Origin of the sequence: Blastococcus sp. VKM Ac-2987 (assembly GCF_026967805.1) — a bacterium.
Lineage (GTDB): Bacteria > Actinomycetota > Actinomycetes > Mycobacteriales > Geodermatophilaceae > Blastococcus.
The window spans coordinates 786908-806260 of sequence record NZ_JAPVBG010000002.1 but is presented as its reverse complement, the minus strand read 5'-3'; the positions used below and the strand labels follow the sequence as shown (position 1 = coordinate 806260).

Here is a 19353-nt window from a genome sequence, read left to right as displayed (position 1 = left end):
GACCGCAGTCATGACCCGGACCGCGCCCGGGTCAGGGACCGCTCAGGTGCGGGGCGTGATGCCGAAGGGGGCGAGACCGGAGACGCCGCCGTCCTCTGCCGTGAGGACCCATGGGCCCTCCGGCGTGATCGCGACCGTGTGCTCGAAGTGGGCGGCCCGGGAGCCGTCCTTGGTCACCACCGTCCACCCGTCCTCGAGCTCGACCGTCGCCGGGTCCCCGACCGTGACCATGGGCTCGATGGCCAGGCACAGCCCCTGGACCAGCTTCGGACCGCGGCCCGGGCGGCCGTAGTTGAGCACGTGCGGGTCCTGGTGCATCTCCGTGCCGATCCCGTGCCCGCCGTAGTTGTCGACGATGCCGTACGGGTGGTCCTCGGTCCGGATCTCCTGCTCCACCGCGGAGCTGATGTCGGTCAGCCGTCCGCCGGCCACCGCCCTGGCGAGCCCGGCCCACATCGACCGCTCGGTCACCGCCATCAGCGCGGCGTCCTCGGCGGAGGGCTCCCCCACCGTCATCGTCACGGCGGAATCCCCGTGCCAACCCTGCAGGATCGCCCCGCAGTCGACGGAGATGTTGTCGCCGAGGGCCAGCGCCCGGCTCTTGCTCGGGATCCCGTGCACGATCTCGTCGTTGATCGACGCGCAGATGCTGCCGGTGAAGCCGTGGTACCCGAGGAACGACGGGACGGCGCCCGCGCTCCGGATGTGGTCCTCGGCGATCGCGTCGAGCTCCCCGGTGGTGACGCCGGGGCGGACCTCGGCACGCACCGCGGCGATGGCACCGGCGACGACGAGGCCGGCGGCACGCATCAGCTCGATCTCGTGCGGGGTCTTGATCTGGATCATGCGTCCACTCCACTTCGCGAGCAGCGGAAGGCGGCCGAGGATCCCGCCCGTCATGTGCAGACCCGCCTCCGGTGCCCGGTGATCAGTCTGCGCTCGGCTGCGCGCGGTCGGCGCCCAGTGCGGCCAGCGCGCGGGCGGTGACCTCCTCGACCGCACCGATCGCGTCGATGCGGGCCAGCAGACCCTCGTCCTCGTAGAACCCGGACAGCGGCGCGGTCTGTTCCCGGTAGACCTTCAGCCGGTGCCGCACCGTCTCGGGCTTGTCGTCGTCGCGCTGGACCATCTGGCCGTCGACCAGCATGCGCCGGCCGGAGAGCCGACGGACCAGCTCCTCCTCGTCGACGACCAGCTCCAGGACCCGGTCCAGGCCGTGCCCCAGCTCCGTCAGCGACTCCCGCAGCTGCTCGGCCTGCGAGATCGTGCGGGGAAACCCGTCGAGGAGGAAGCCGCCGGCGGCGTCGGCCTCGGCCAGCCGGTCCTTCACCATCGCGACGGTGATCTCGTCGGGGACGAGGTCACCGGCGTCCATGAAGACCTTGGCCTTGCGGCCGAGCTCGGTCTGCCCGCTCACGTTCGCCCGGAAGATGTCCCCGGTCGAGATCGCGGGGACGCCGAGCTCGCCGGCGATGATCTGCGCCTGGGTGCCCTTGCCCGCTCCAGGAGGGCCCAGGAGGACGACGCGCACTACTTCAGGAACCCTTCGTAGTTCCGCTGGTTCAGTTGCGTCTCGATCTGCTTCACCGTCTCCAACCCCACTCCGACCATGATCAGGACCGCGGTACCACCGAACGGGAAGTTCTGGTTCTGCCCCTCCTGCGTGATCGACAGGAAGAGGTTCGGCAGGACGGCGACCAGACCCAGGTAGATCGATCCCGGAAGCGTGATCCGGGACAGGACGTACTGCAGGTACTCGGCGGTGGGCCGGCCCGGCCGGATGCCCGGGATGAAGCCGCCGTAGCGCTTCATGTCGTCGGCCCGTTCCTCCGGGTTGAACGTGATCGACACGTAGAAGTACGTGAAGAAGATGATCATCGCGAAGTAGACGACGACGTGGACCGGGCTGCTCTGGTCGATGATGTAGTTCTCGAAGAACCGGCGCACCGCCCCGGTCTCGCTGCCCTGCAGCTGGGTGATCAGCTGCGGCAGGTACAGCAGCGACGAGGCGAAGATGACCGGGATGACGCCGGCCTGGTTCACCTTCAGCGGCAGGTAGGTCGACGTGCCGCCGTACATGCGGCGGCCGACCATCCGCTTGGCGTACTGCACCGGGATGCGGCGCTGGGCCTGCTCGACGTAGACGACCGTGCCGATGATGACGACGGCGAAGGCGCAGACGACGGCGAAGACGACGCCGCCTCGGGTCTGCAGGATCGAGCCGCCCTCGGCGGGGATGCGCGCGGCGATCGAGGTGAAGATCAGCACGGACATGCCGTTGCCGATCCCCTTCTCGGTGAGCAGCTCGCCGAGCCACATGATCAGCGCGGTACCGGCGGTCAGCGTGACGACCAGGATGACCGTCGTCCAGACCGACTCGGACGGGATGATCTGCTCGGAGCAGTTGGGGAAGAGCTGGCCGCTGCGCGCCAGGGCGATGATGCCGGTGCTCTGCAGGACCGCGAGCGCGATCGTCAGGTAGCGGGTGTACTGGGTCAGCTTGGCCTGACCCGACTGCCCTTCCTTCTTCAGCTGCTCGAAGCGCGGGATGACCACGACCAGCAGCTGCACGATGATGCTCGCCGTGATGTACGGCATGATCCCCAGCGCGAAGACGCTCAGCCGGAGCAGCGCGCCGCCGGAGAACAGGTTCACCAGCGAGTAGATGTCGCGCTGGTCGGAGGCCTGGGCCTGCTCGAGGCAGCTGTTGATCGCCTCCACGGAGACGCCGGGCCCCGGGATCGCGGCGCCCAGCCGGTAGAGGGCGATGATCGCCAGGGAGAACAACAGCTTGCGCCGGAGGTCTGGCGTCCGGAACGCCGCGGCGAACGCCTGCAGCACGTGCCCTCCCCTGATCGGTCGAGTGAGGCTAGCAACGAGCCCGGCCGCGGAACGCGACCGGGCAGCAGACGACCCCCGCGGCGCGGTTGTCCGCGTCGCGGGGGTCGCCGGCGTCAGATGCGGGTGGTGCTGCCTCCGGCCGCGGCGATCTTCTCGGCCGCGGAGGTCGAGAAGGCGTTCGCGTGCACGTCGACCTTGACGCCGCCGAGCTCGCCGGTGCCGAGCACCTTGACCGGCTGACCGCGCCGCACGGCGCCGGCCTCGGCCAGGGTGTCCGGGTTGACGGACCCGCCCTCCGGGAACAGCGTCGCGATCCGGTCGAGGTTGACGACCTGGAAGACGACCTTGTTGGGCGACTTGAAGCCCGAGAGCTTGGGCAGCCGCATGTTCAGCGGGGTCTGCCCGCCCTCGAACCGCGCGGAGACGGTGCCCCGCGCGCCGGTGCCCTTGGTGCCGCGCCCGGCGGTCTTGCCCTTGGAGCCCTCACCGCGACCCACGCGGGTCTTGGCGGTGTGGGCGCCGCGGGCCGGACGCAGGTGGTGGACCTTGAGAGTCATGAGATGTCCCTACTAGCGCTTCGTCGGACCAGCGTCAGCTGATCTCTTCGACGGTGACCAGGTGGGGCACCGTCGCGACCATCCCGCGGATCTCGGGACGGTCCTCCTGGACGACCGAGTCGTTGATCCGCTTGAGGCCCAGCGAGCGCAGCGTCTGGCGCTGGTTGGGCTTGGTGCCGATGGCCGACTTGACCTGGGTGACCTTCAGCTGTGCCATCTCAGACCCCCTGACCCGCACGGGCGCGCAGCATGGCGGCCGGGGCGACGTCCTCGAGGGGCAGACCGCGGCGGGCCGCGATCTCCTCGGGACGGACGAGGTCCTTCAGGGCCTGCATCGTGGCGTGCACGATGTTGATCGGGTTGGACGAGCCCAGGCTCTTGGAGAGCACGTCGTGGATCCCGGCGCACTCGAGCACGGCACGCACCGGGCCACCGGCGATGACACCGGTACCGGGGCTGGCCGGCTTGAGCAGCACGACACCGGCGGCCGCCTCACCCTGCACGGGGTGCGGGATGGTGCTGGCGATGCGGGGCACCTTGTAGAAGTGCTTCTTGGCCTCCTCGACGCCCTTGGCGATCGCCGCGGGCACCTCCTTGGCCTTCCCGTAGCCGACGCCCACGGTGCCGTCACCGTCGCCCACGATCACCAGGGCGGTGAAGCTGAAGCGCCGACCACCCTTGACGACCTTGGACACGCGGTTGATGGCGACCACGCGCTCGATGTAGTTGCTCTTCTCGGCGGGCGCGCCTCCGGGGCCCCGCCCGCCGTCACGGCGGTCGCGGCGGTCGTTACCGCCGCCGGCGCCGCCGCCGCGTCGCTGTGGTCCTGGCATCAGACGTCCCTCTCGATCTGCTCGCTCGTGCTGGTGGGGTGGGTGGTCATCAGAAGTCCAGCCCACCCTCGCGGGCACCGTCGGCCAGTGCGGCGATGCGCCCGGCGTAGCGGTTGCCCCCGCGGTCGAAGACGACCGCCGAGATGCCGGCGGCCTTCGCGCGCTCGGCCACCAGGGCACCCACCTGACGGGCGAGGGCGGACTTGTCGCCCTCGGAGCCGCGCAGGCTGGCGTCCATCGTGGAGGCGCTCACCACGGTGCGGCCGACGGTGTCGTCGATGACCTGCACGTGGATGTGGCGCGCGCTGCGCTTGACCGCCAGGCGCGGACGCTCCGCCGTGCCCGCGACCCGCTTGCGCAGCCGGTTGTGGCGACGCAGCCGCGAAACGCGGCGCGCCGTGCTGATGTCGGTGCCGACGGGCTTGTGCACCCGGGCGGCCTTCTCTGCCTGAGCCATCACTTACCCGTCTTCCCGACCTTGCGCTTGACGACCTCGCCCTGGTACCGCACACCCTTGCCCTTGTAGGGGTCGGGCTTGCGGATCTTGCGGATCTTGGCCGCGACCTCACCGACCAGCTGCTTGTCGATGCCGCTGACCCGGAGGCGGGTCGGCGACTCGACGGCGAAGGCGATCCCTTCGGGGGCCTTCACCGGCACGGGGTGGCTGAAGCCCAGGGCGAACTCGAGGTCCGAGCCGCGCGCCTGGACGCGGTATCCGACACCGACGATCTCGAGGGTCTTGGTGTACCCCTCGGTGACGCCGGTGATCATGTTGGCGATCAGAGTCCGCGAGAGCCCGTGGAGGGCGCGGTTCTGCCGCTCGTCGTTGGGGCGCTGCACCCGCAGCGTGCCGTCCTCGTCGCGCTCGACGGTGATCGGCGCGGCGACCGTGTGGCGAAGCTCGCCCTTGGGTCCCTTCACGCTGACCGTCTGACCGTCGATGGCGACGTCGACACCACCGGGCACCGCGATCGGGAGTCGTCCGATCCGTGACATCTCTGCTCGCTCCTCTTACCAGACGTAGGCGAGGACTTCCCCACCCACGCCCTTCTTGTTCGCCTGCTTGTCGGTCAGCAGCCCGGTCGAGGTCGAGATGATCGCCACGCCGAGGCCGCCGAGCACCTTGGGCAGTGCGGTGGACTTCGCGTACACCCGCAGACCGGGCTTCGAGACCCGCCGGACCCCGGCGATGCTCCGCTCGCGGTTGGGGCCGTACTTCAGGTCGATCACCAGCTGCTTGAAGGGGTTGCCGTCCTTGTCGGTGTCGTCGACGCGCCAGCCGGCGATGTAGCCCTCCTGCTGGAGGATCTCGGCGATGTGCGTCTTGAGCTTCGACGACGGCATGACCGCGGAGTCGTGGTACGCCTGGTTGGCGTTCCGCACACGCGTCAGCATGTCTGCGATCGGGTCGGTCATGGTCATGGCGTAGTGGTGCCTCTCTCACCGCGGTTCCTCATGCGCCGGGTCTTCCCGGACTTGGCGCGTGGGCCTCTCGGCGATCGGTGGTGCGTTGGTGAGGGGGTGGAACGCCCGGGCCGCCGGACCCCGCGTCGTGGCGGGGAGCGACCCGGTCCTGCTCTGCTACCAGCTGGACTTGCGCACGCCCGGGAGCTCCCCGGCGTGGGCCATCTCCCGCAGGCAGATCCGGCACAGGCCGAACTTGCGGAAGACCGAGTGCGGACGACCGCACCGCTGGCAGCGGGTGTACCCGCGGACCGCGAACTTCGGCTTGCGGGCCGCCTTGTTGATCAGCGCCTTCTTGGCCATAGCTTCTCTCCTGCCCGACTCAGCGGACGGTCGTGACGACGGGCTGGCCGGCGAAGGGGAAGCCGAGCTGGCGGAGCAGCTCGCGACCCTCCTCGTCGGTGGTGGCGGTGGTGACCAGCGTGATGTCCATGCCGCGCTGCCGGTCGATCCTGTCGACGTCGATCTCGCGGAACATCGACTGCTCGTTCAGCCCGAAGGTGTAGTTGCCGTGACCGTCGAACTGCTTGGCGTTGAGGCCGCGGAAGTCACGGATGCGGGGCAGCGCCAGCGACAGCAGGCGGTCGAGGAACTCCCACATGCGGTCGCCGCGGAGGGTGACCTTCGCGCCGATCGGCATGCCCTCGCGCAGCTTGAACTGGGCGATGGACTTGCGGGCCCGGACGACGGCCGGCTTCTGCCCGGTGATGGCGGTGAGGTCGCGGACCGCGCCGTCCATCAGCTTCGCGTCGCGGGTGGCTTCGCCGACGCCCATGTTGACGACGATCTTCGTCAGCCGCGGGATCTGCATGACGTTCTCGTAGCCGAACTCGCCCTGCAGCGCAGGCACGATGTTCTCGCGGTAGTTGGCGAGCATGCGGGGCAGCTCACGGGTGGGTGCGCTCATGATCAGAGGTCCTTACCGGTGCGCCGCGAGACCCGGATGTTGCGGCCTTCCTCGTCCTTGCGGTAGCCGACCCGGGTCGGCTTGTCCTCGGAGTCGATCACCATCACGTTGCTCACGTGGATGGGCGCCTCCTGCGTGACGATCCCGCCCTGCTGGGCGCCGCGCTGCGTCGAGCTGATGCGGGTGTGCTTCTTCACCCGGCCGACGCCCTCGACCAGCACCTTCTGGAGCTTGGGGTAGGCGGCGATGACACGGCCCTTCGCGCCCTTGTCCTTGCCGGACAGCACGAGGACGGTGTCGCCCTTCTTGACCTTCATCGACGGGGTCTTCCCGCTGGCTGCCTGAGCCATGATCACAACACCTCCGGGGCGAGCGAGATGATCCGCATGAAGCGCTTGTCGCGCAGCTCCCGGCCGACCGGGCCGAAGATGCGCGTGCCGCGCGGGTCGCCGCTGTCGCGGATGATGACGGCGGCGTTCTCGTCGAAGCGGATGTAGGAGCCGTCCGGACGACGGCGCTCCTTCACCGTGCGGACGATGACGGCCTTGACCACGTCGCCCTTCTTGACGCCGGCGCCCGGCAGCGCGTCCTTCACGGTGCCGACGATGACGTCACCGATGCCCGCGTAGCGTCGCCCGGAGCCACCGAGAACCCGGATGCAGAGGATCTCCTTCGCACCGGTGTTGTCGGCGACTCGCAGCCGCGACTCCTGCTGGATCACGTCCTACTCCCCAATACTTGTGGTGACAGCCGGGCCGGAACGGTGAACCGGCTGTCCGGTACTCGCGTGCGGACGCACCGGCGGCTGATCAGCCGCCGGTGCGTCCGAAGCACGGGTACCGGGATGCGGCGCGCGACCCCCTCAGAACGTCGAGGTGCGCGCCAGTCGTTCAGGGTACTCCTACCCGCAGCGGCCCCGGAGGGCCGCCCGGTACGGGCTTACTTGGCCCTCTCGATGACCTCGACCAGCCGCCACCGCTTGGTGGCCGACGTCGGCCGGGTCTCCATGATCTGCACGCGGTCACCGATGCCGGCGACGCCCTGCTCGTCGTGCGCCTTCAGCTTGCTCGTCCGGCGGATGACCTTGCCGTACAGGCCGTGCTTCACGCGGTCCTCGACCTCGACGACGATGGTCTTCTCCATCTTGTCGCTGACGACGAGGCCCTCACGGACCTTGCGGTAGCCACGGCCGGCCAGGCCGGGACCGGACGACGTAGCGCCCACCGTCTGGGGATCGCTCATGCCACACCCTCGTTCGGGGCGACCGAGAGACCCAGCTCGCGCTCGCGCATGATCGTGTAGATCCGGGCGATGTCGCGGCGGACGGTCTGCAGTCGCCGGTTGTTGTCCAGCTGGCCGGTGGCCACCTGGAACCGCAGGTTGAACAGTTCTTCCTTCGACTCGCGCAGCCGCGAGGCGAGCTCGTCAGCAGAGAGCTCGCGCAGCTCGGGAGCGGTCAGACCGGCGGCCATCACACTTCTCCTTCACGCGTGATGAAGCGGCACTTCATCGGCAGCTTGTGGATCGCGCGGCGCATGGCCTCGCGGGCCACGGGCTCGGCGACACCGGACAGCTCGAACAGCACGCGGCCGGGCTTGACGTTGGCCACCCACCACTCGGGCGAACCCTTACCGGAACCCATGCGGGTCTCGGCGGGCTTCTTGGTCAGCGGACGGTCGGGGTAGATCGAGATCCACACCTTTCCGCCACGCTTGATGTGCCGGGTCATCGCGATACGCGCCGACTCGATCTGCCGGTTCGTCACGTAGGCCGGCTCGAGGGCCTGGATGGCGAACTCACCGAAGTTGATCTCGGTGCCACCCTTGGCCCGGCCGGATCGGCTGGGGTGGTGCTGCTTGCGGTGCTTGACGCGCCGTGGGATGAGCATGGCTCAGCTCTCCGTGTTCTCGGTCGCCGTGTTGTCGGCAGCGGTCGTCTCGGCGGCCGCGGTGGCCTCGGGACCCGCGGCCTGCGCGATGGTCTGCTCGGTCGCGGACTCGCCGGACGTCTGCGCGACGGTGCTCTCCGCAGCCGCCGGCGTCGTGTCGGCGACCGGCCCGGTGGAGGACTCCACCGCGGCCCGCCCGGCCTCGGTTCCGCCGGCGGTGGTGCCGGAGGAGCCCGAGCGGCGCTGGGGCCGCTGCGCGCGCTCACGCCGCTGCTGACGCTGGGCGAGGGCCTCGAGGGCCTCCCGCTCGGCGCGCGAGCCGCTGACGTCGCCCTTGTAGATCCACACCTTGACGCCGATGCGACCGAAGGTCGTGCGGGCCTCGTAGATGCCGTAGTCGATGTTCGCCCGGAGCGTGTGCAGGGGCACGCGGCCCTCGCGGTAGAACTCCGACCGGCTCATCTCCGTGCCGCCGAGGCGGCCCGAGCACTGCACCCGGATGCCCTTGACCTGCGGGCTCCGCTGCGCGGACTGCATCGCCTTGCGCATGGCACGGCGGAAGCTGACCCGGCTGGACAGCTGCTCGGCCACGCCCTGGGCGACCAGCTGCGCGTCGGACTCGGGGTTCTTGACCTCGAGGATGTTCAGCTGCACCTGCTTGCCGGTGAGCTTCTCGAGCTCGCCGCGGATGCGGTCGGCCTCGGCGCCGCGGCGGCCGATGACGATGCCCGGGCGGGCGGTGTGGATGTCGACGCGGACCCGGTCACGGGTGCGCTCGATCTCCACCTTCGAGATGCCGGCCCGCTCCATGCCCTTGGACATGAGCTTGCGGATCGCGACGTCTTCCTTGACGTAGTCCTTGTACAGCTTGTCCGCGTACCACCGGGACTTGTAGTCGGTGGTGATCCCGAGTCGGAAACCGTGCGGGTTGACCTTCTGACCCACTAGCGGGTCCCTCCCCTCGTGTTGCTGGTGGACTGCTGGGTGGCCGGGCCGGACTGACCGGTGTCCCGGCGCGCCTTGCGCGACTTCTGCGCGAGGACGGCGCTGGTGGCCACCTCGCTCACCTCGATGGTGATGTGGCTGGTCCGCTTGTTGATGCGGAACGCCCGGCCCTGCGCACGCGGACGGATCCGCTTGAGCGTGGGGCCCTCGTCGACGTAGGCCGCGCTGACCACGAGTGCGGCCGGGTCCAGCTGCAGGTTGTGCTCGGCGTTGGCCACCGCGCTGGCGACGACCTTGGCGACCGGCTCACTGGCCGACTGCGGCGCGAACCGCAGCAGGGCCAGGGCCTCGTCCGTGGGCAGGTAGCGGATCAGGTCCACCACCCGGCGGGCCTTCATGGGGGTCACGCGGACGAAGCGGGCCGTAGCCCGGGCGACCGGTGCCTCCTGTCCCAACTGGGAAGTCATCTGAATCTCTCTCTACCTGGTCAGCCCCGCCGCGAGCGGCGGTCGTCCTTGATGTGGCCGCGGAAGGTGCGCGTCGGCGCGAACTCCCCGAGCTTGTGCCCGACCATCGCCTCGGTGACGAACACCGGGACGTGCTTGCGGCCGTCGTGCACCGCGAGGGTGTGGCCCAGCATGTCGGGGATGATCGTCGAGCGGCGTGACCAGGTACGGATCACGTTCTTGGTGCCCTTTTCGTTCTGGGCGTCCACCTTGGCGAGCAGGTGGTCGTCGACGAACGGGCCCTTCTTCAGGCTGCGTGGCATGTCTGTCAGACTCCTTTACCCGCTCAGCGCTTCTTGTTGGTGCGCCGGCGGCGCACGATCAGGGCGTCACTGGCCTTCCGCTTGCGCGTCCGGCCCTCCGGCTTGCCGTTCGGGTTCACCGGGTGGCGACCACCGGAGGTCTTTCCCTCACCACCACCGTGCGGGTGGTCGACCGGGTTCATCGCGACACCACGGACGGTCGGGCGCTTGCCCTTCCACCGCATCCGGCCGGCCTTGCCCCAGTTGATGTTCGACTGCTCGGCGTTGCCCACCTCGCCGACGGTCGCGCGGCAGCGCACGTCGACGTTGCGGATCTCGCCCGACGGCATGCGCAGCTGGGCGAACCGGCCTTCACGGGCGACCAGCTGGACGCTGGTACCCGCCGACCGGGCGATCTTGGCGCCGCCACCGGGACGGAGCTCGATGGCGTGAACCACCGTGCCCACCGGGATGTTCCGCAGCGGCAGGTTGTTGCCGGGCTTGATGTCGGCAGCGGGGCCGCACTCGACGGGGTCGCCCTGCTTGAGCCGGGCGGGAGCGATGATGTACCGCTTCTCCCCGTCGGCGAAGTGCAGGAGCGCGATCCGCGAGGTGCGGTTCGGGTCGTACTCGATGTGCGCGACCTTGGCCGGCACGCCGTCCTTGTCGGCACGACGGAAGTCGATCACCCGGTACGCGCGCTTGTGACCGCCGCCCTGGTGACGAGCGGTGACCTTCCCGTGCACGTTGCGCCCGCCACGACCGTGCAGCGGCCGGACCAGCGACTTCTCGGGGTGGTCGCGGGTGACCTCGGCGAAGTCGGCGACGCTGGAGCCGCGTCGGCCCGGCGTCGTCGGCTTGTACTTGCGGATAGCCATTGCTGACTCAGTCCCTGTCTTCTATCTCTGGTCCGTGGATCCGGGGTCGTGGGGCGGGCGGGGAGCCCGGCCGCCTCAGACGCCCGGGCCCCCGAAGATCTCGATGCGGTCGCCGGCAGCCACGCTGACGATGGCGCGCTTGGTGTCCTTGCGCTTGCCCATCTGCGCACCGCGGCTGCGCTTGCGCTTGCCCTGGCGGTTGATCGTGTTCACGCCGAGGACCTTCACCTTGAAGATCTGCTCGACCGCGATCTTGATCTGCGTCTTGTTGGCGTCCGGTCGCACGATGAACGTGTACTGGTTGCCGTCCAGGAGGCCGTAGCTCTTCTCGGAGATGACCGGGGCGAGCAGGACGTCCCGGGGGTCGCGGACGCTCATGCCTTCTCCTCGGTGGTCTCTTCGACGGTGCCCTCACCGGCGGCGGGGGCGATGGACGGGATGCCACCGGGGATCTCGGAGGTGGCGAGGTCCGGCAGGTCGGTGCCCGGACGCTTGCCCTTGGCCGGCCCGGCCACGAACTCGGCCAGCGCCGCCTCGGTGAAGATGACCTCGTCGGCGACCAGCACGTCGTAGGTGTTGAGCTGGCCGGCCTCGATCAGGTGCACCTCGGGCACGTTGCGCAGGCTGACCCAGTTCAGGACGTCGTCCCGGTCCAGGACGATCAGCACGCGCGGGGCCTGCGTAACGGCGCGCAGGGTGGCCAGCGCCGCCCGTGTCTTGGGGGCGTCGCCGTCGACGAACGCGGAGACCACGTGCACCCGGCCCTCGCGGGCCCGGTCGGAGAGGGCGCCGCGCAGGGCAGCTGCCTTCATCTTCTTCGGGGTCTTCTGCTCGTAGCTGCGCGGCTGCGGGCCGTGCACGGTGCCACCGCCGGCGAACTGCGGCGCGCGGGTCGAGCCCTGGCGGGCGCGGCCGGTGCCCTTCTGGCGGTACGGCTTGGCGCCACCACCGCTGACCTTGCCGCGGGTCTTGGTGGAGTGCGTGCCCTGGCGGGCCGCGGCCAGCTGGGCCACGACCACCTGGTGCATCAGCGAGACGTTGGCGTTGGCGTCGAAGAGCGCACCGGGCAACGTCACGCTGCCGGAGGTCTCCCCCGCCGGGGTGCGGACGTCGACCTGGCGGTCGGTCCGCGTCTCGATGGACTGGCTCACTTCTCGTCACTCCCCACGGGGCCACCCTTGACCGCGGAGCGGACGAGGAGCAGGCCACCCTTGGGACCGGGGACCGCACCCTTGATCAGGATGAGCCCGCGCTCCGCGTCGACCTTGTGCACGACCAGCGAGAGCGTGGTCGTCTTCACCGCACCCATGCGGCCGGCCATCTTCAGGCCCTTGAACACGCGGCCGGGGGTGGACGCGCCACCGATGGAACCGGGCGACCGGTGCTTGCGCTGGGTACCGTGCGACGCGCCGAGGCCCTTGAAGCCGTGACGCTTCATGACGCCGGCGGTGCCCTTGCCCTTGCTGGTGCCGATGACGTCGACCTTGGCCACGCCGTCGAACACGTCGGTGGTCAGCTCCTGGCCGACCGTGTAGTTGCCGGCGTCCGAGGTGCGGAGTTCCACCAGGTGCCGCCGCGGCGTCACGCCCGCCTTGGTGAAGTGCCCGCCCTCAGGACGGTTCACCTTGCGCGGGTCGAAGTCGCCGAACCCGATCTGGACGGCGGAGTAGCCGTCGACCTCGGGGGTGCGCACCTGGGTCACCACACACGGGCCCGCCTTGACGACGGTCACCGGCACGAGACGGTTGTTCTCGTCGAAAACCTGGGTCATCCCCAGCTTCTCGCCGAGGAGACCGCGAAATGTGCTCGCCATGTCTGGAAACAGCCCTTACTGGATGTTGACGTCGACCGAGGCCGGCAGGTCGATGCGCATGAGCGCGTCGACCGTCTTCGGCGTCGGGTCGAGGATGTCGATGAGCCGCTTGTGGGTCCGCATCTCGAAGTGCTCGAAGGAGTCCTTGTACTTGTGCGGAGACCGGATCACGGCGTACACGTTCTTCTCCGTCGGCAGCGGCACCGGGCCGACGACGCGCGCTCCGGTCTTCGTCACCGTCTCCACGATGCGCCGCGCCGATGCGTCGATGGCCTCGTGGTCGTAGGCCTTCAGCCGGATGCGGATCTTCTGTCCCGCCATCGCCTGTTTTCGCTCCTGCCGATCGGTTGTGAAAGTTCGAGTGGGTCTGCTGACCCGCGAGCGGGTCCGCGGACCCGGCGAAGGGCGGCGGCCGGGTCCCCGGCCGCCGCCCGTCGAGGTGTTACTTGTTGATCTTCGTGACGCGCCCGGCGCCGACGGTGCGGCCACCCTCGCGGATGGCGAAGCGGAGACCCTCCTCCATGGCGATGGGCTGGATGAGCTCCACCGTCATCTCGGTGTTGTCGCCCGGCATGACCATCTCGGTCCCGGCGGGCAGGGTCACGACGCCCGTCACGTCCGTCGTCCGGAAGTAGAACTGGGGACGGTAGTTGTTGAAGAACGGCGTGTGACGGCCACCCTCGTCCTTCGAGAGGATGTAGACCGAACCCTCGAAGTTGGTGTGCGGGGTGATCGAGCCGGGCTTCACCACGACCTGGCCGCGCTCCACGTCCTCGCGCTTGATGCCGCGGAGGAGCAGACCCACGTTGTCGCCGGCCTGGCCCTGGTCGAGCAGCTTGCGGAACATCTCCACACCGGTGACGGTCGTCTTCGTCGAACCCTCGCGGATACCGACGATCTCGATCTCCTCGGAGACCTTGACGATGCCACGCTCGACGCGGCCGGTGACGACCGTGCCACGACCGGTGATCGTGAAGACGTCCTCGACGGGCATGAGGAACGGCTTGTCGATCTCGCGCTCCGGCTCCGGGATCGCGGTGTCGACGGCGTTCATCAGCTCCATGAGCTTGTCGCCCCACTCGGCGTCGCCCTCGAGGGCCTTCAGCGCCGAGACGCGGACCACGGGGACGTCGTCGCCCGGGAACTCGTACTCGCTGAGCAGCTCGCGGACCTCCAGCTCGACGAGCTCGAGGATCTCCTCGTCGTCGACCATGTCGGCCTTGTTGAGCGCCACGACGATGTAGGGGACGCCGACCTGGCGGGCCAGGAGGACGTGCTCCTTGGTCTGCGGCATCGGGCCGTCGGTGGCGGCCACGACCAGGATCGCGCCGTCCATCTGCGCGGCACCCGTGATCATGTTCTTGATGTAGTCGGCGTGCCCGGGGCAGTCGACGTGCGCGTAGTGCCGGTTCTCGGTCTGGTACTCGACGTGCGCGATCGAGATCGTGATGCCGCGAGCCTTCTCCTCGGGCGCCTTGTCGATCTGGTCGAACGCGGACGCCTCGTTGAGGTTCGGGTACTTGTCGTGCAGGACCTTGGTGATCGCCGCGGTCAGCGTCGTCTTGCCGTGGTCGATGTGCCCGATGGTGCCGATGTTGACGTGCGGCTTGGTCCGCTCGAACTTGGCCTTGGCCACTGGGTTCCTCTCCTCGTGGTTACGCAGGTGGTGCGTGCTCTGGGGATTGCGGGCTGTGCTCGGGTGGTGCCGGGACTACTCGCCCGTCACCTTCGCGATGATCTCCTTGGCGACGTTGGCCGGGACCTCGGCGTACGAGTCGAAGACCATCGAGTAGCTCGCCCGTCCCTGGGTGCGGCTGCGCAGGTCGCCCACGTAGCCGAACATCTCCGACAGCGGCACCAGGGCCCGGACGATGCGGGCGCCGGAGCGCTCCTCCATCGCCTGGATGATCCCGCGGCGGGAGTTGAGGTCGCCGATGACGTCGCCCATGTTCTCCTCGGGCGTCGTCACCTCGACCGCCATCAGCGGCTCGAGCAGGGCCGGGCTGGCCTTGCGCGCCGCCTCCTTGAAGGCGATCGATCCGGCGATCTTGAAGGCCATCTCCGAGGAGTCGACCTCGTGGTACTGGCCGTCGAGGAGGGACGCCTTGACGCCCACCATCGGGTAGCCGGCCAGCACGCCGTACTGCATGGCGTCCTGCATGCCCTGGTCGACCGAAGGGATGTACTCCCGCGGGATGCGACCACCGGTGACCTTGTTCTCGAACTCGTAGGTCGCGGAGTCGGCACTCATCTCGAGCGGCTCGATCGCGATCTGGACCTTCGCGAACTGCCCGGAGCCACCGGTCTGCTTCTTGTGCGTGTAGTCGTAGCGCTCGACGGCCTTGCGGATCGTCTCGCGGTAGGCCACCTGCGGCTTGCCGACGTTGGCCTCGACGTTGAACTCGCGGCGCATGCGGTCGACGAGGATCTCCAGGTGGAGCTCGCCCATGCCGGAGATGACGGTCTGACCGGTCTCCTCGTCCAGCTTCACCTGGAAGGTCGGGTCCTCCTCGGCGAGCTTCTGGATCGCGGTGCCGAGCTTCTCCTGGTCGCTCTTGGTCTTCGGCTCGATGGCGACCGAGATGACCGGGGCCGGGAAGGTCATCGACTCGAGGATCACCGGCTTCTGCGGGTCGCAGAGGGTGTCACCCGTCGTCGTCTGCTTCAGGCCGTTGACCGCCACGATCTGCCCGGCACCCACGCCGGCGCGCTCTTCGCGCTTGTTGGCGTGCATCTGGTAGATCTTGCCGATCCGCTCCTTGCGGTCCTTGGTGCTGTTCAGCACCGGGGACCCGGCGTCGAGCCGGCCGGAGTACACGCGGACGTAGGTCAGCTTGCCCAGGTGCTGGTCGGTCTGGATCTTGAACGCCAGCGCCGAGAACGGCTCGTCCTCGTCGGCGTGCCGGAGGACCTCGGTCTCGCCGTCGAGGGCGGTGCCCACGATCGACTCGACGTCCAGCGGGCTGGGCAGGTAGTCGACGACGGCGTCGAGCAGGGGCTGCACGCCCTTGTTCTTGAACGCCGTGCCGGTGAGCACCGGGTTGACCTGGCCGGCGATGGTCGCCTTGCGGATGGCCGCCTTCAGGCGGTCGGTGGCGATCTCCTCGCCGCCGAGGTAGTCCTCCATCAGCGAGTCGTCGAAGTCCGCGATGTTCTCGAGCAGCTTCTCGCGGTACTCCGCGGCCTGGTCGGCCAGCTCGGCCGGGATCTCCTCGACCGCGTAGTCCTCGCCCATCTTGGTCTCGCCGCGCCAGGTGAGGGCCTTCATGGTCACCAGGTCGACGACGCCGATGAAGTCGGCCTCGGCGCCGATCGGCAGCTGCAGCACCAGCGGGTTGGCCGCCAGTCGCTCGACCATCATGTCGACGCAGCGGAAGAAGTCCGCACCGGTGCGGTCGAGCTTGTTGACGAAGCACATGCGGGGGACGCCGTACTTCTCGGCCTGCCGCCACACCTGCTCGGTCTGCGGCTCCACGCCGGCGACGCCGTCGTAGACCGCCACCGCGCCGTCGAGCACGCGCAGGGACCGCTCCACCTCGACGGTGAAGTCGACGTGCCCGGGGGTGTCGATGATGTTGATGTCGTGGTCGTTCCAGGAGCACTTGGTCGCGGCGGACGTGATGGTGATGCCGCGCTCCTGCTCCTGCTCCATCCAGTCCATCGTGGCCGCGCCGTCGTGGACCTCACCGATCTTGTACGTGATACCGGTGTAGAAGAGGATGCGCTCGGTCGTGGTGGTCTTGCCGGCGTCGATGTGCGCCATGATGCCGATGTTGCGGGTCTTGCGGAGCTGGGCCTCGTTGCTGGCCATTGCTTCTCCTCTTCGTCCTGGTCCGTGTGCGGGTGCCGGGGATCGCCCGGGGCTCCCGCCGACGGCGGGCGCTGGTGGCGTGCGTTACCAGCGGTAGTGCGCGAAGGCCTTGTTCGACTCGGCCATCTTGTGCGTGTCCTCGCGCCGCTTCACGGCGGCACCGAGACCGTTGCTCGCGTCGAGCAGCTCGTTCATCAGGCGCTCGGTCATCGTCTTCTCGCGACGTGCCCGGCTGTACTGGATGAGCCAGCGCAGGCCGAGGGTCGTGCTGCGGGAGGCGCGGACCTCGACCGGGACCTGGTAGGTCGCACCACCGACACGTCGGCTGCGGACCTCGAGGGCCGGCTTCACGTTGTCCAGCGCGCGCTTGAGCGTGACCACCGGGTCGGTGTCGGTCTTGGCGCGGGCGCCCTCGAGGGCGCCGTAGACGATCGCCTCGGCGACCGAACGCTTGCCGTCGACCAGCACCTTGTTCACCAGCTGGGTGACCAGCGGCGACTGGTACACCGGGTCGGCGACCAGCGGACGCTTCGGCGCGGGGCCCTTGCGCGGCATTAGCTCTTCTCCTTCTTCGCGCCGTAGCGGCTGCGAGCCTGCTTGCGGTTGCGGACACCCTGGGTGTCCAGCGAGCCGCGGATGATCTTGTAGCGCACGCCGGGCAGGTCCTTCACGCGGCCGCCGCGCACGAGCACCATCGAGTGCTCCTGCAGGTTGTGGCCGACGCCCGGGATGTAGGCGGTCACCTCGATGCCACTGGTGAGGCGGACGCGAGCGACCTTGCGCAGCGCCGAGTTCGGCTTCTTCGGCGTCGTCGTGTACACGCGCGTGCAGACTCCGCGACGCTGGGGCGAACCCTTCAGCGCCGGGGTCTTGGTCTTCTCGACCTTGTCCTCGCGGCCCTTGCGGACCAGCTGGTTGATCGTGGGCATGGGTGGCCTGGATCTCCTACCTGCGCTGGGTGAAGCTGTCGAATACCTGCTGACTAGGTCGTGCTCTGCGGTGGTGCTCGGGTGCCGGCCCCTTGCGGAACCTTCCCGACCCCGGCCGTGTTCCATCGTCCGGTCCACGCGGTCGGGTGTGTCGCCCTTCCCGGGACCGGTCCGCGTCGGACCGAACTCGGTTGCCCCTCGCGACTCGGCGCCGCCACCCACCCCGGCCGGGCCGGGAGGACGGTCCCCGGCGACCCTGAGATTCGTCATCTCCGGCCACCCAGGCGCACCGCGAACGGGAGCAGGCCCAGGGCACCCTGGGCACGGCTGACCACGATACCCGTGCCTGCTGAGCCGGTCAAAGCCGGGTGCCTCACACCGGTCGACAGGTCGACCGGGGAGGGCGCGGGCGGCAGCCGAGGTGCCCGGACACTACCCCCGCCGGCAGCCGTGGGACAGCTCCACCGCGCCCCCCGCGACGGGACCGATAGCGTGCGGGACGGCGCCAACGGTGGTGCCGCGACACAGAGGAGTGCACGTGCGCATCGGCATCCAGGCCAGCTACAGCGGCGGCTTCCAGGAGACGGCGGCGGAGATCCGCGACCTGGAGTCGGCCGGTCTCGACCTCGCCATGGTGGCCGAGGTGTACACGTTCGACGCGGTCAGCCAGCTCGGCTACCTGGCGGCGGTCACCGAGCGGGTGGAGCTGCTCAGCGGGATCCTGCCCATCTACAGCCGCACCCCTGCGCTCACCGCGATGACCGCGGCCGGCCTGGACTTCGTGTCGGGCGGCCGCTTCACGCTCGGCCTGGGCGCCTCCGGCCCGCAGGTGATCGAAGGGTGGCACGGTCTCCCCTACGACGCCCCTCTGCAGCGCACCCGCGAGATCGTCGAGATCTGCCGCTCGGTGTGGCGCCGCGAGCGCCTGGACCACCAGGGCAAGAAGTACTCGGTGCCCCTGCCGGCCGACCAGGGCACCGGCCTGGGCAAGCCGCTGAAGCTGATCAACACCCCGGTCCGCGAGCGGATCCCGGTCATGCTGGCCGCGCTGGGCCCGAAGAACGTGGAGCTCGCCGCCGAGATCGCCGAGGCGTGGGAGCCGATCTTCTTCGTGCCCGAGAAGGCGGCGTCGGTGTGGGGCGAGTCGCTGGCCGCCGGCAAGGCGAAGCGCGACCCGTCGCTGGGTCAGCTGCAGGTCATCACCGGCGTCCCGGTGGCGATCGGCGACGACGTCGAGCCGATGCTCGACTTCGTGCGGCCGACGCTGGCCCTCTACATCGGCGGCATGGGCGCCCGCGGCAAGAACTTCTACAACGACCTCGCCGTCCGGTACGGCTACGAGGCCGAGGCCAAGACGATCCAGGACCTCTACCTCGACGGCAAGAAGGACGAAGCCGCGGCCGCGGTCCCCGACGAGCTGGTGCGGGCGTCGGCGTTGATCGGCCCGGAGTCCCACGTCGCGGAGCGGATCGCCGCCTTCCGCGAGGCCGGCGTCTCGACGCTCGTGCTGCAGCCCCTGGACAGCAGCCGCGAGGGCCGGCTGAAGACCGTGGAGACCATGAAGCGCCTCGCCGGCTGATCGCGCACGCACGGACGGCACCCCCGCCGTCCTGGCTCACCTGGTGGGGTCCTGGCTCACTGTCGACGGTGAGCCAGGACCCCTGATGATCAGGTCACCTGATCATCAGGAGGGGGACCGCGGACAGACGGAAGGGCCCCGCGGACCTGACGGTCCGCGG

Annotated in this window: 29 protein-coding genes; 1 reads left to right on the top strand and 28 read right to left on the bottom strand. The window is 69.4% G+C overall.

Annotated elements, in window-relative coordinates; genetic code table 11:
* Window positions 1-42: 42 nt before the first annotated feature.
* The 28 genes from map to rpsL all read right to left on the bottom strand — a co-directional run bounded on the left by map (window position 43) and on the right by rpsL (window position 17614).
* Window positions 43-846 (bottom strand): type I methionyl aminopeptidase, encoded by an 804-nt coding sequence (gene map, locus O2W17_RS12810; protein ID WP_269192805.1) that lies wholly within the window; start codon window positions 844-846, stop codon window positions 43-45.
* A gap of 82 nt (window positions 847-928) precedes the next feature.
* Window positions 929-1531, bottom strand: coding sequence for an adenylate kinase (locus tag O2W17_RS12805; RefSeq protein WP_269192804.1), 603 nt, complete (start codon window positions 1529-1531; stop codon window positions 929-931).
* The gene (gene secY, locus O2W17_RS12800; protein WP_269192803.1) at window positions 1531-2841 is read right to left on the bottom strand and encodes a preprotein translocase subunit SecY; all 1311 of its coding nucleotides are present in this window, start codon (window positions 2839-2841) and stop codon (window positions 1531-1533) included. Before secY ends, O2W17_RS12805 begins: the two co-directional genes overlap by 1 nt.
* Before the next feature lie 113 nt (window positions 2842-2954).
* A complete protein-coding gene (gene rplO, locus O2W17_RS12795) occupies window positions 2955-3398 on the bottom strand; it encodes a 50S ribosomal protein L15 (RefSeq protein ID WP_269192802.1) in 444 nt (147 codons plus the stop codon).
* A 34-nt stretch (window positions 3399-3432) separates the two neighbouring features.
* Window positions 3433-3615, bottom strand: coding sequence for a 50S ribosomal protein L30 (rpmD, locus tag O2W17_RS12790; protein ID WP_222173664.1), 183 nt, complete (start codon window positions 3613-3615; stop codon window positions 3433-3435).
* Window position 3616: 1 nt separating this feature from the next.
* On the bottom strand, window positions 3617-4231 hold the full coding sequence (gene rpsE / locus O2W17_RS12785) for a 30S ribosomal protein S5 (protein ID WP_026857030.1): 615 nt from the start codon (window positions 4229-4231) through the stop codon (window positions 3617-3619).
* A gap of 49 nt (window positions 4232-4280) precedes the next feature.
* Entirely contained in the window at window positions 4281-4688 is a 408-nt protein-coding gene (gene rplR / locus O2W17_RS12780) for a 50S ribosomal protein L18 (protein ID WP_269193296.1), read from the bottom strand.
* The gene (gene rplF / locus O2W17_RS12775) at window positions 4688-5227 is read right to left on the bottom strand and encodes a 50S ribosomal protein L6 (RefSeq protein WP_269192801.1); all 540 of its coding nucleotides are present in this window, start codon (window positions 5225-5227) and stop codon (window positions 4688-4690) included. The genes rplR and rplF overlap by 1 nt, the downstream gene beginning before the upstream one ends.
* 15 nt (window positions 5228-5242) lie before the next feature.
* On the bottom strand, window positions 5243-5647 hold the full coding sequence (gene rpsH / locus O2W17_RS12770) for a 30S ribosomal protein S8 (RefSeq protein ID WP_442864573.1): 405 nt from the start codon (window positions 5645-5647) through the stop codon (window positions 5243-5245).
* Window positions 5648-5812: 165 nt separating this feature from the next.
* Entirely contained in the window at window positions 5813-5998 is a 186-nt protein-coding gene (locus tag O2W17_RS12765; RefSeq protein ID WP_089336472.1) for a type Z 30S ribosomal protein S14, read from the bottom strand.
* Between the two features lie 19 nt (window positions 5999-6017).
* Window positions 6018-6602: a 50S ribosomal protein L5 gene (rplE, locus tag O2W17_RS12760; RefSeq protein ID WP_442864572.1), complete on the bottom strand. Its 585-nt coding sequence runs from the start codon at window positions 6600-6602 to the stop codon at window positions 6018-6020.
* A 2-nt stretch (window positions 6603-6604) separates the two neighbouring features.
* On the bottom strand, window positions 6605-6952 hold the full coding sequence (gene rplX / locus O2W17_RS12755; RefSeq protein WP_442864571.1) for a 50S ribosomal protein L24: 348 nt from the start codon (window positions 6950-6952) through the stop codon (window positions 6605-6607).
* Window positions 6953-6954: 2 nt separating this feature from the next.
* The gene (gene rplN / locus O2W17_RS12750) at window positions 6955-7323 is read right to left on the bottom strand and encodes a 50S ribosomal protein L14 (RefSeq protein ID WP_014377983.1); all 369 of its coding nucleotides are present in this window, start codon (window positions 7321-7323) and stop codon (window positions 6955-6957) included.
* Window positions 7324-7541: 218 nt separating this feature from the next.
* Window positions 7542-7844: a 30S ribosomal protein S17 gene (rpsQ, locus tag O2W17_RS12745; RefSeq protein ID WP_269192799.1), complete on the bottom strand. Its 303-nt coding sequence runs from the start codon at window positions 7842-7844 to the stop codon at window positions 7542-7544.
* Window positions 7841-8074 carry a 50S ribosomal protein L29 gene (gene rpmC, locus O2W17_RS12740; RefSeq protein ID WP_097194642.1) on the bottom strand — a complete coding sequence of 78 codons (234 nt, stop codon included), beginning with the start codon at window positions 8072-8074 and terminating at the stop codon, window positions 7841-7843. Before rpmC ends, rpsQ begins: the two co-directional genes overlap by 4 nt.
* On the bottom strand, window positions 8074-8490 hold the full coding sequence (gene rplP, locus O2W17_RS12735) for a 50S ribosomal protein L16 (RefSeq protein ID WP_104523783.1): 417 nt from the start codon (window positions 8488-8490) through the stop codon (window positions 8074-8076). The genes rpmC and rplP overlap by 1 nt, the downstream gene beginning before the upstream one ends.
* A 3-nt stretch (window positions 8491-8493) precedes the next feature.
* Complete coding sequence (gene rpsC, locus O2W17_RS12730) at window positions 8494-9435, bottom strand: 30S ribosomal protein S3 (protein ID WP_269192798.1); 942 nt, start codon at window positions 9433-9435, stop codon at window positions 8494-8496.
* Window positions 9435-9902 carry a 50S ribosomal protein L22 gene (gene rplV, locus O2W17_RS12725; protein ID WP_442864569.1) on the bottom strand — a complete coding sequence of 156 codons (468 nt, stop codon included), beginning with the start codon at window positions 9900-9902 and terminating at the stop codon, window positions 9435-9437. The genes rpsC and rplV overlap by 1 nt, the downstream gene beginning before the upstream one ends.
* 20 nt (window positions 9903-9922) lie before the next feature.
* Window positions 9923-10204 carry a 30S ribosomal protein S19 gene (gene rpsS / locus O2W17_RS12720; protein ID WP_091536448.1) on the bottom strand — a complete coding sequence of 94 codons (282 nt, stop codon included), beginning with the start codon at window positions 10202-10204 and terminating at the stop codon, window positions 9923-9925.
* Between the two features lie 23 nt (window positions 10205-10227).
* Window positions 10228-11061 carry a 50S ribosomal protein L2 gene (rplB, locus tag O2W17_RS12715; RefSeq protein WP_269192797.1) on the bottom strand — a complete coding sequence of 278 codons (834 nt, stop codon included), beginning with the start codon at window positions 11059-11061 and terminating at the stop codon, window positions 10228-10230.
* A gap of 75 nt (window positions 11062-11136) precedes the next feature.
* Entirely contained in the window at window positions 11137-11439 is a 303-nt protein-coding gene (rplW, locus tag O2W17_RS12710; RefSeq protein ID WP_269192796.1) for a 50S ribosomal protein L23, read from the bottom strand.
* A complete protein-coding gene (gene rplD / locus O2W17_RS12705) occupies window positions 11436-12212 on the bottom strand; it encodes a 50S ribosomal protein L4 (protein ID WP_269192795.1) in 777 nt (258 codons plus the stop codon). Before rplD ends, rplW begins: the two co-directional genes overlap by 4 nt.
* Window positions 12209-12874 (bottom strand): 50S ribosomal protein L3, encoded by a 666-nt coding sequence (gene rplC, locus O2W17_RS12700; protein ID WP_269192794.1) that lies wholly within the window; start codon window positions 12872-12874, stop codon window positions 12209-12211. The genes rplD and rplC overlap by 4 nt, the downstream gene beginning before the upstream one ends.
* 15 nt (window positions 12875-12889) lie before the next feature.
* Entirely contained in the window at window positions 12890-13195 is a 306-nt protein-coding gene (gene rpsJ / locus O2W17_RS12695; protein WP_014377994.1) for a 30S ribosomal protein S10, read from the bottom strand.
* Window positions 13196-13316: 121 nt separating this feature from the next.
* Window positions 13317-14510, bottom strand: coding sequence for an elongation factor Tu (gene tuf / locus O2W17_RS12690; RefSeq protein ID WP_269192793.1), 1194 nt, complete (start codon window positions 14508-14510; stop codon window positions 13317-13319).
* Window positions 14511-14585: 75 nt separating this feature from the next.
* Window positions 14586-16685 (bottom strand): elongation factor G, encoded by a 2100-nt coding sequence (gene fusA, locus O2W17_RS12685; protein WP_269192792.1) that lies wholly within the window; start codon window positions 16683-16685, stop codon window positions 14586-14588.
* Window positions 16686-16769: 84 nt separating this feature from the next.
* The gene (gene rpsG / locus O2W17_RS12680) at window positions 16770-17240 is read right to left on the bottom strand and encodes a 30S ribosomal protein S7 (RefSeq protein WP_091929116.1); all 471 of its coding nucleotides are present in this window, start codon (window positions 17238-17240) and stop codon (window positions 16770-16772) included.
* Window positions 17240-17614: a 30S ribosomal protein S12 gene (rpsL, locus tag O2W17_RS12675; protein ID WP_012950487.1), complete on the bottom strand. Its 375-nt coding sequence runs from the start codon at window positions 17612-17614 to the stop codon at window positions 17240-17242. The genes rpsG and rpsL overlap by 1 nt, the downstream gene beginning before the upstream one ends.
* Window positions 17615-18152: 538 nt before the next feature.
* Between rpsL and O2W17_RS12670 the strand changes: the two genes are divergently transcribed.
* Window positions 18153-19193, top strand: coding sequence for an LLM class F420-dependent oxidoreductase (locus O2W17_RS12670; protein WP_269192791.1), 1041 nt, complete (start codon window positions 18153-18155; stop codon window positions 19191-19193).
* Window positions 19194-19353 lie beyond the last annotated feature (160 nt).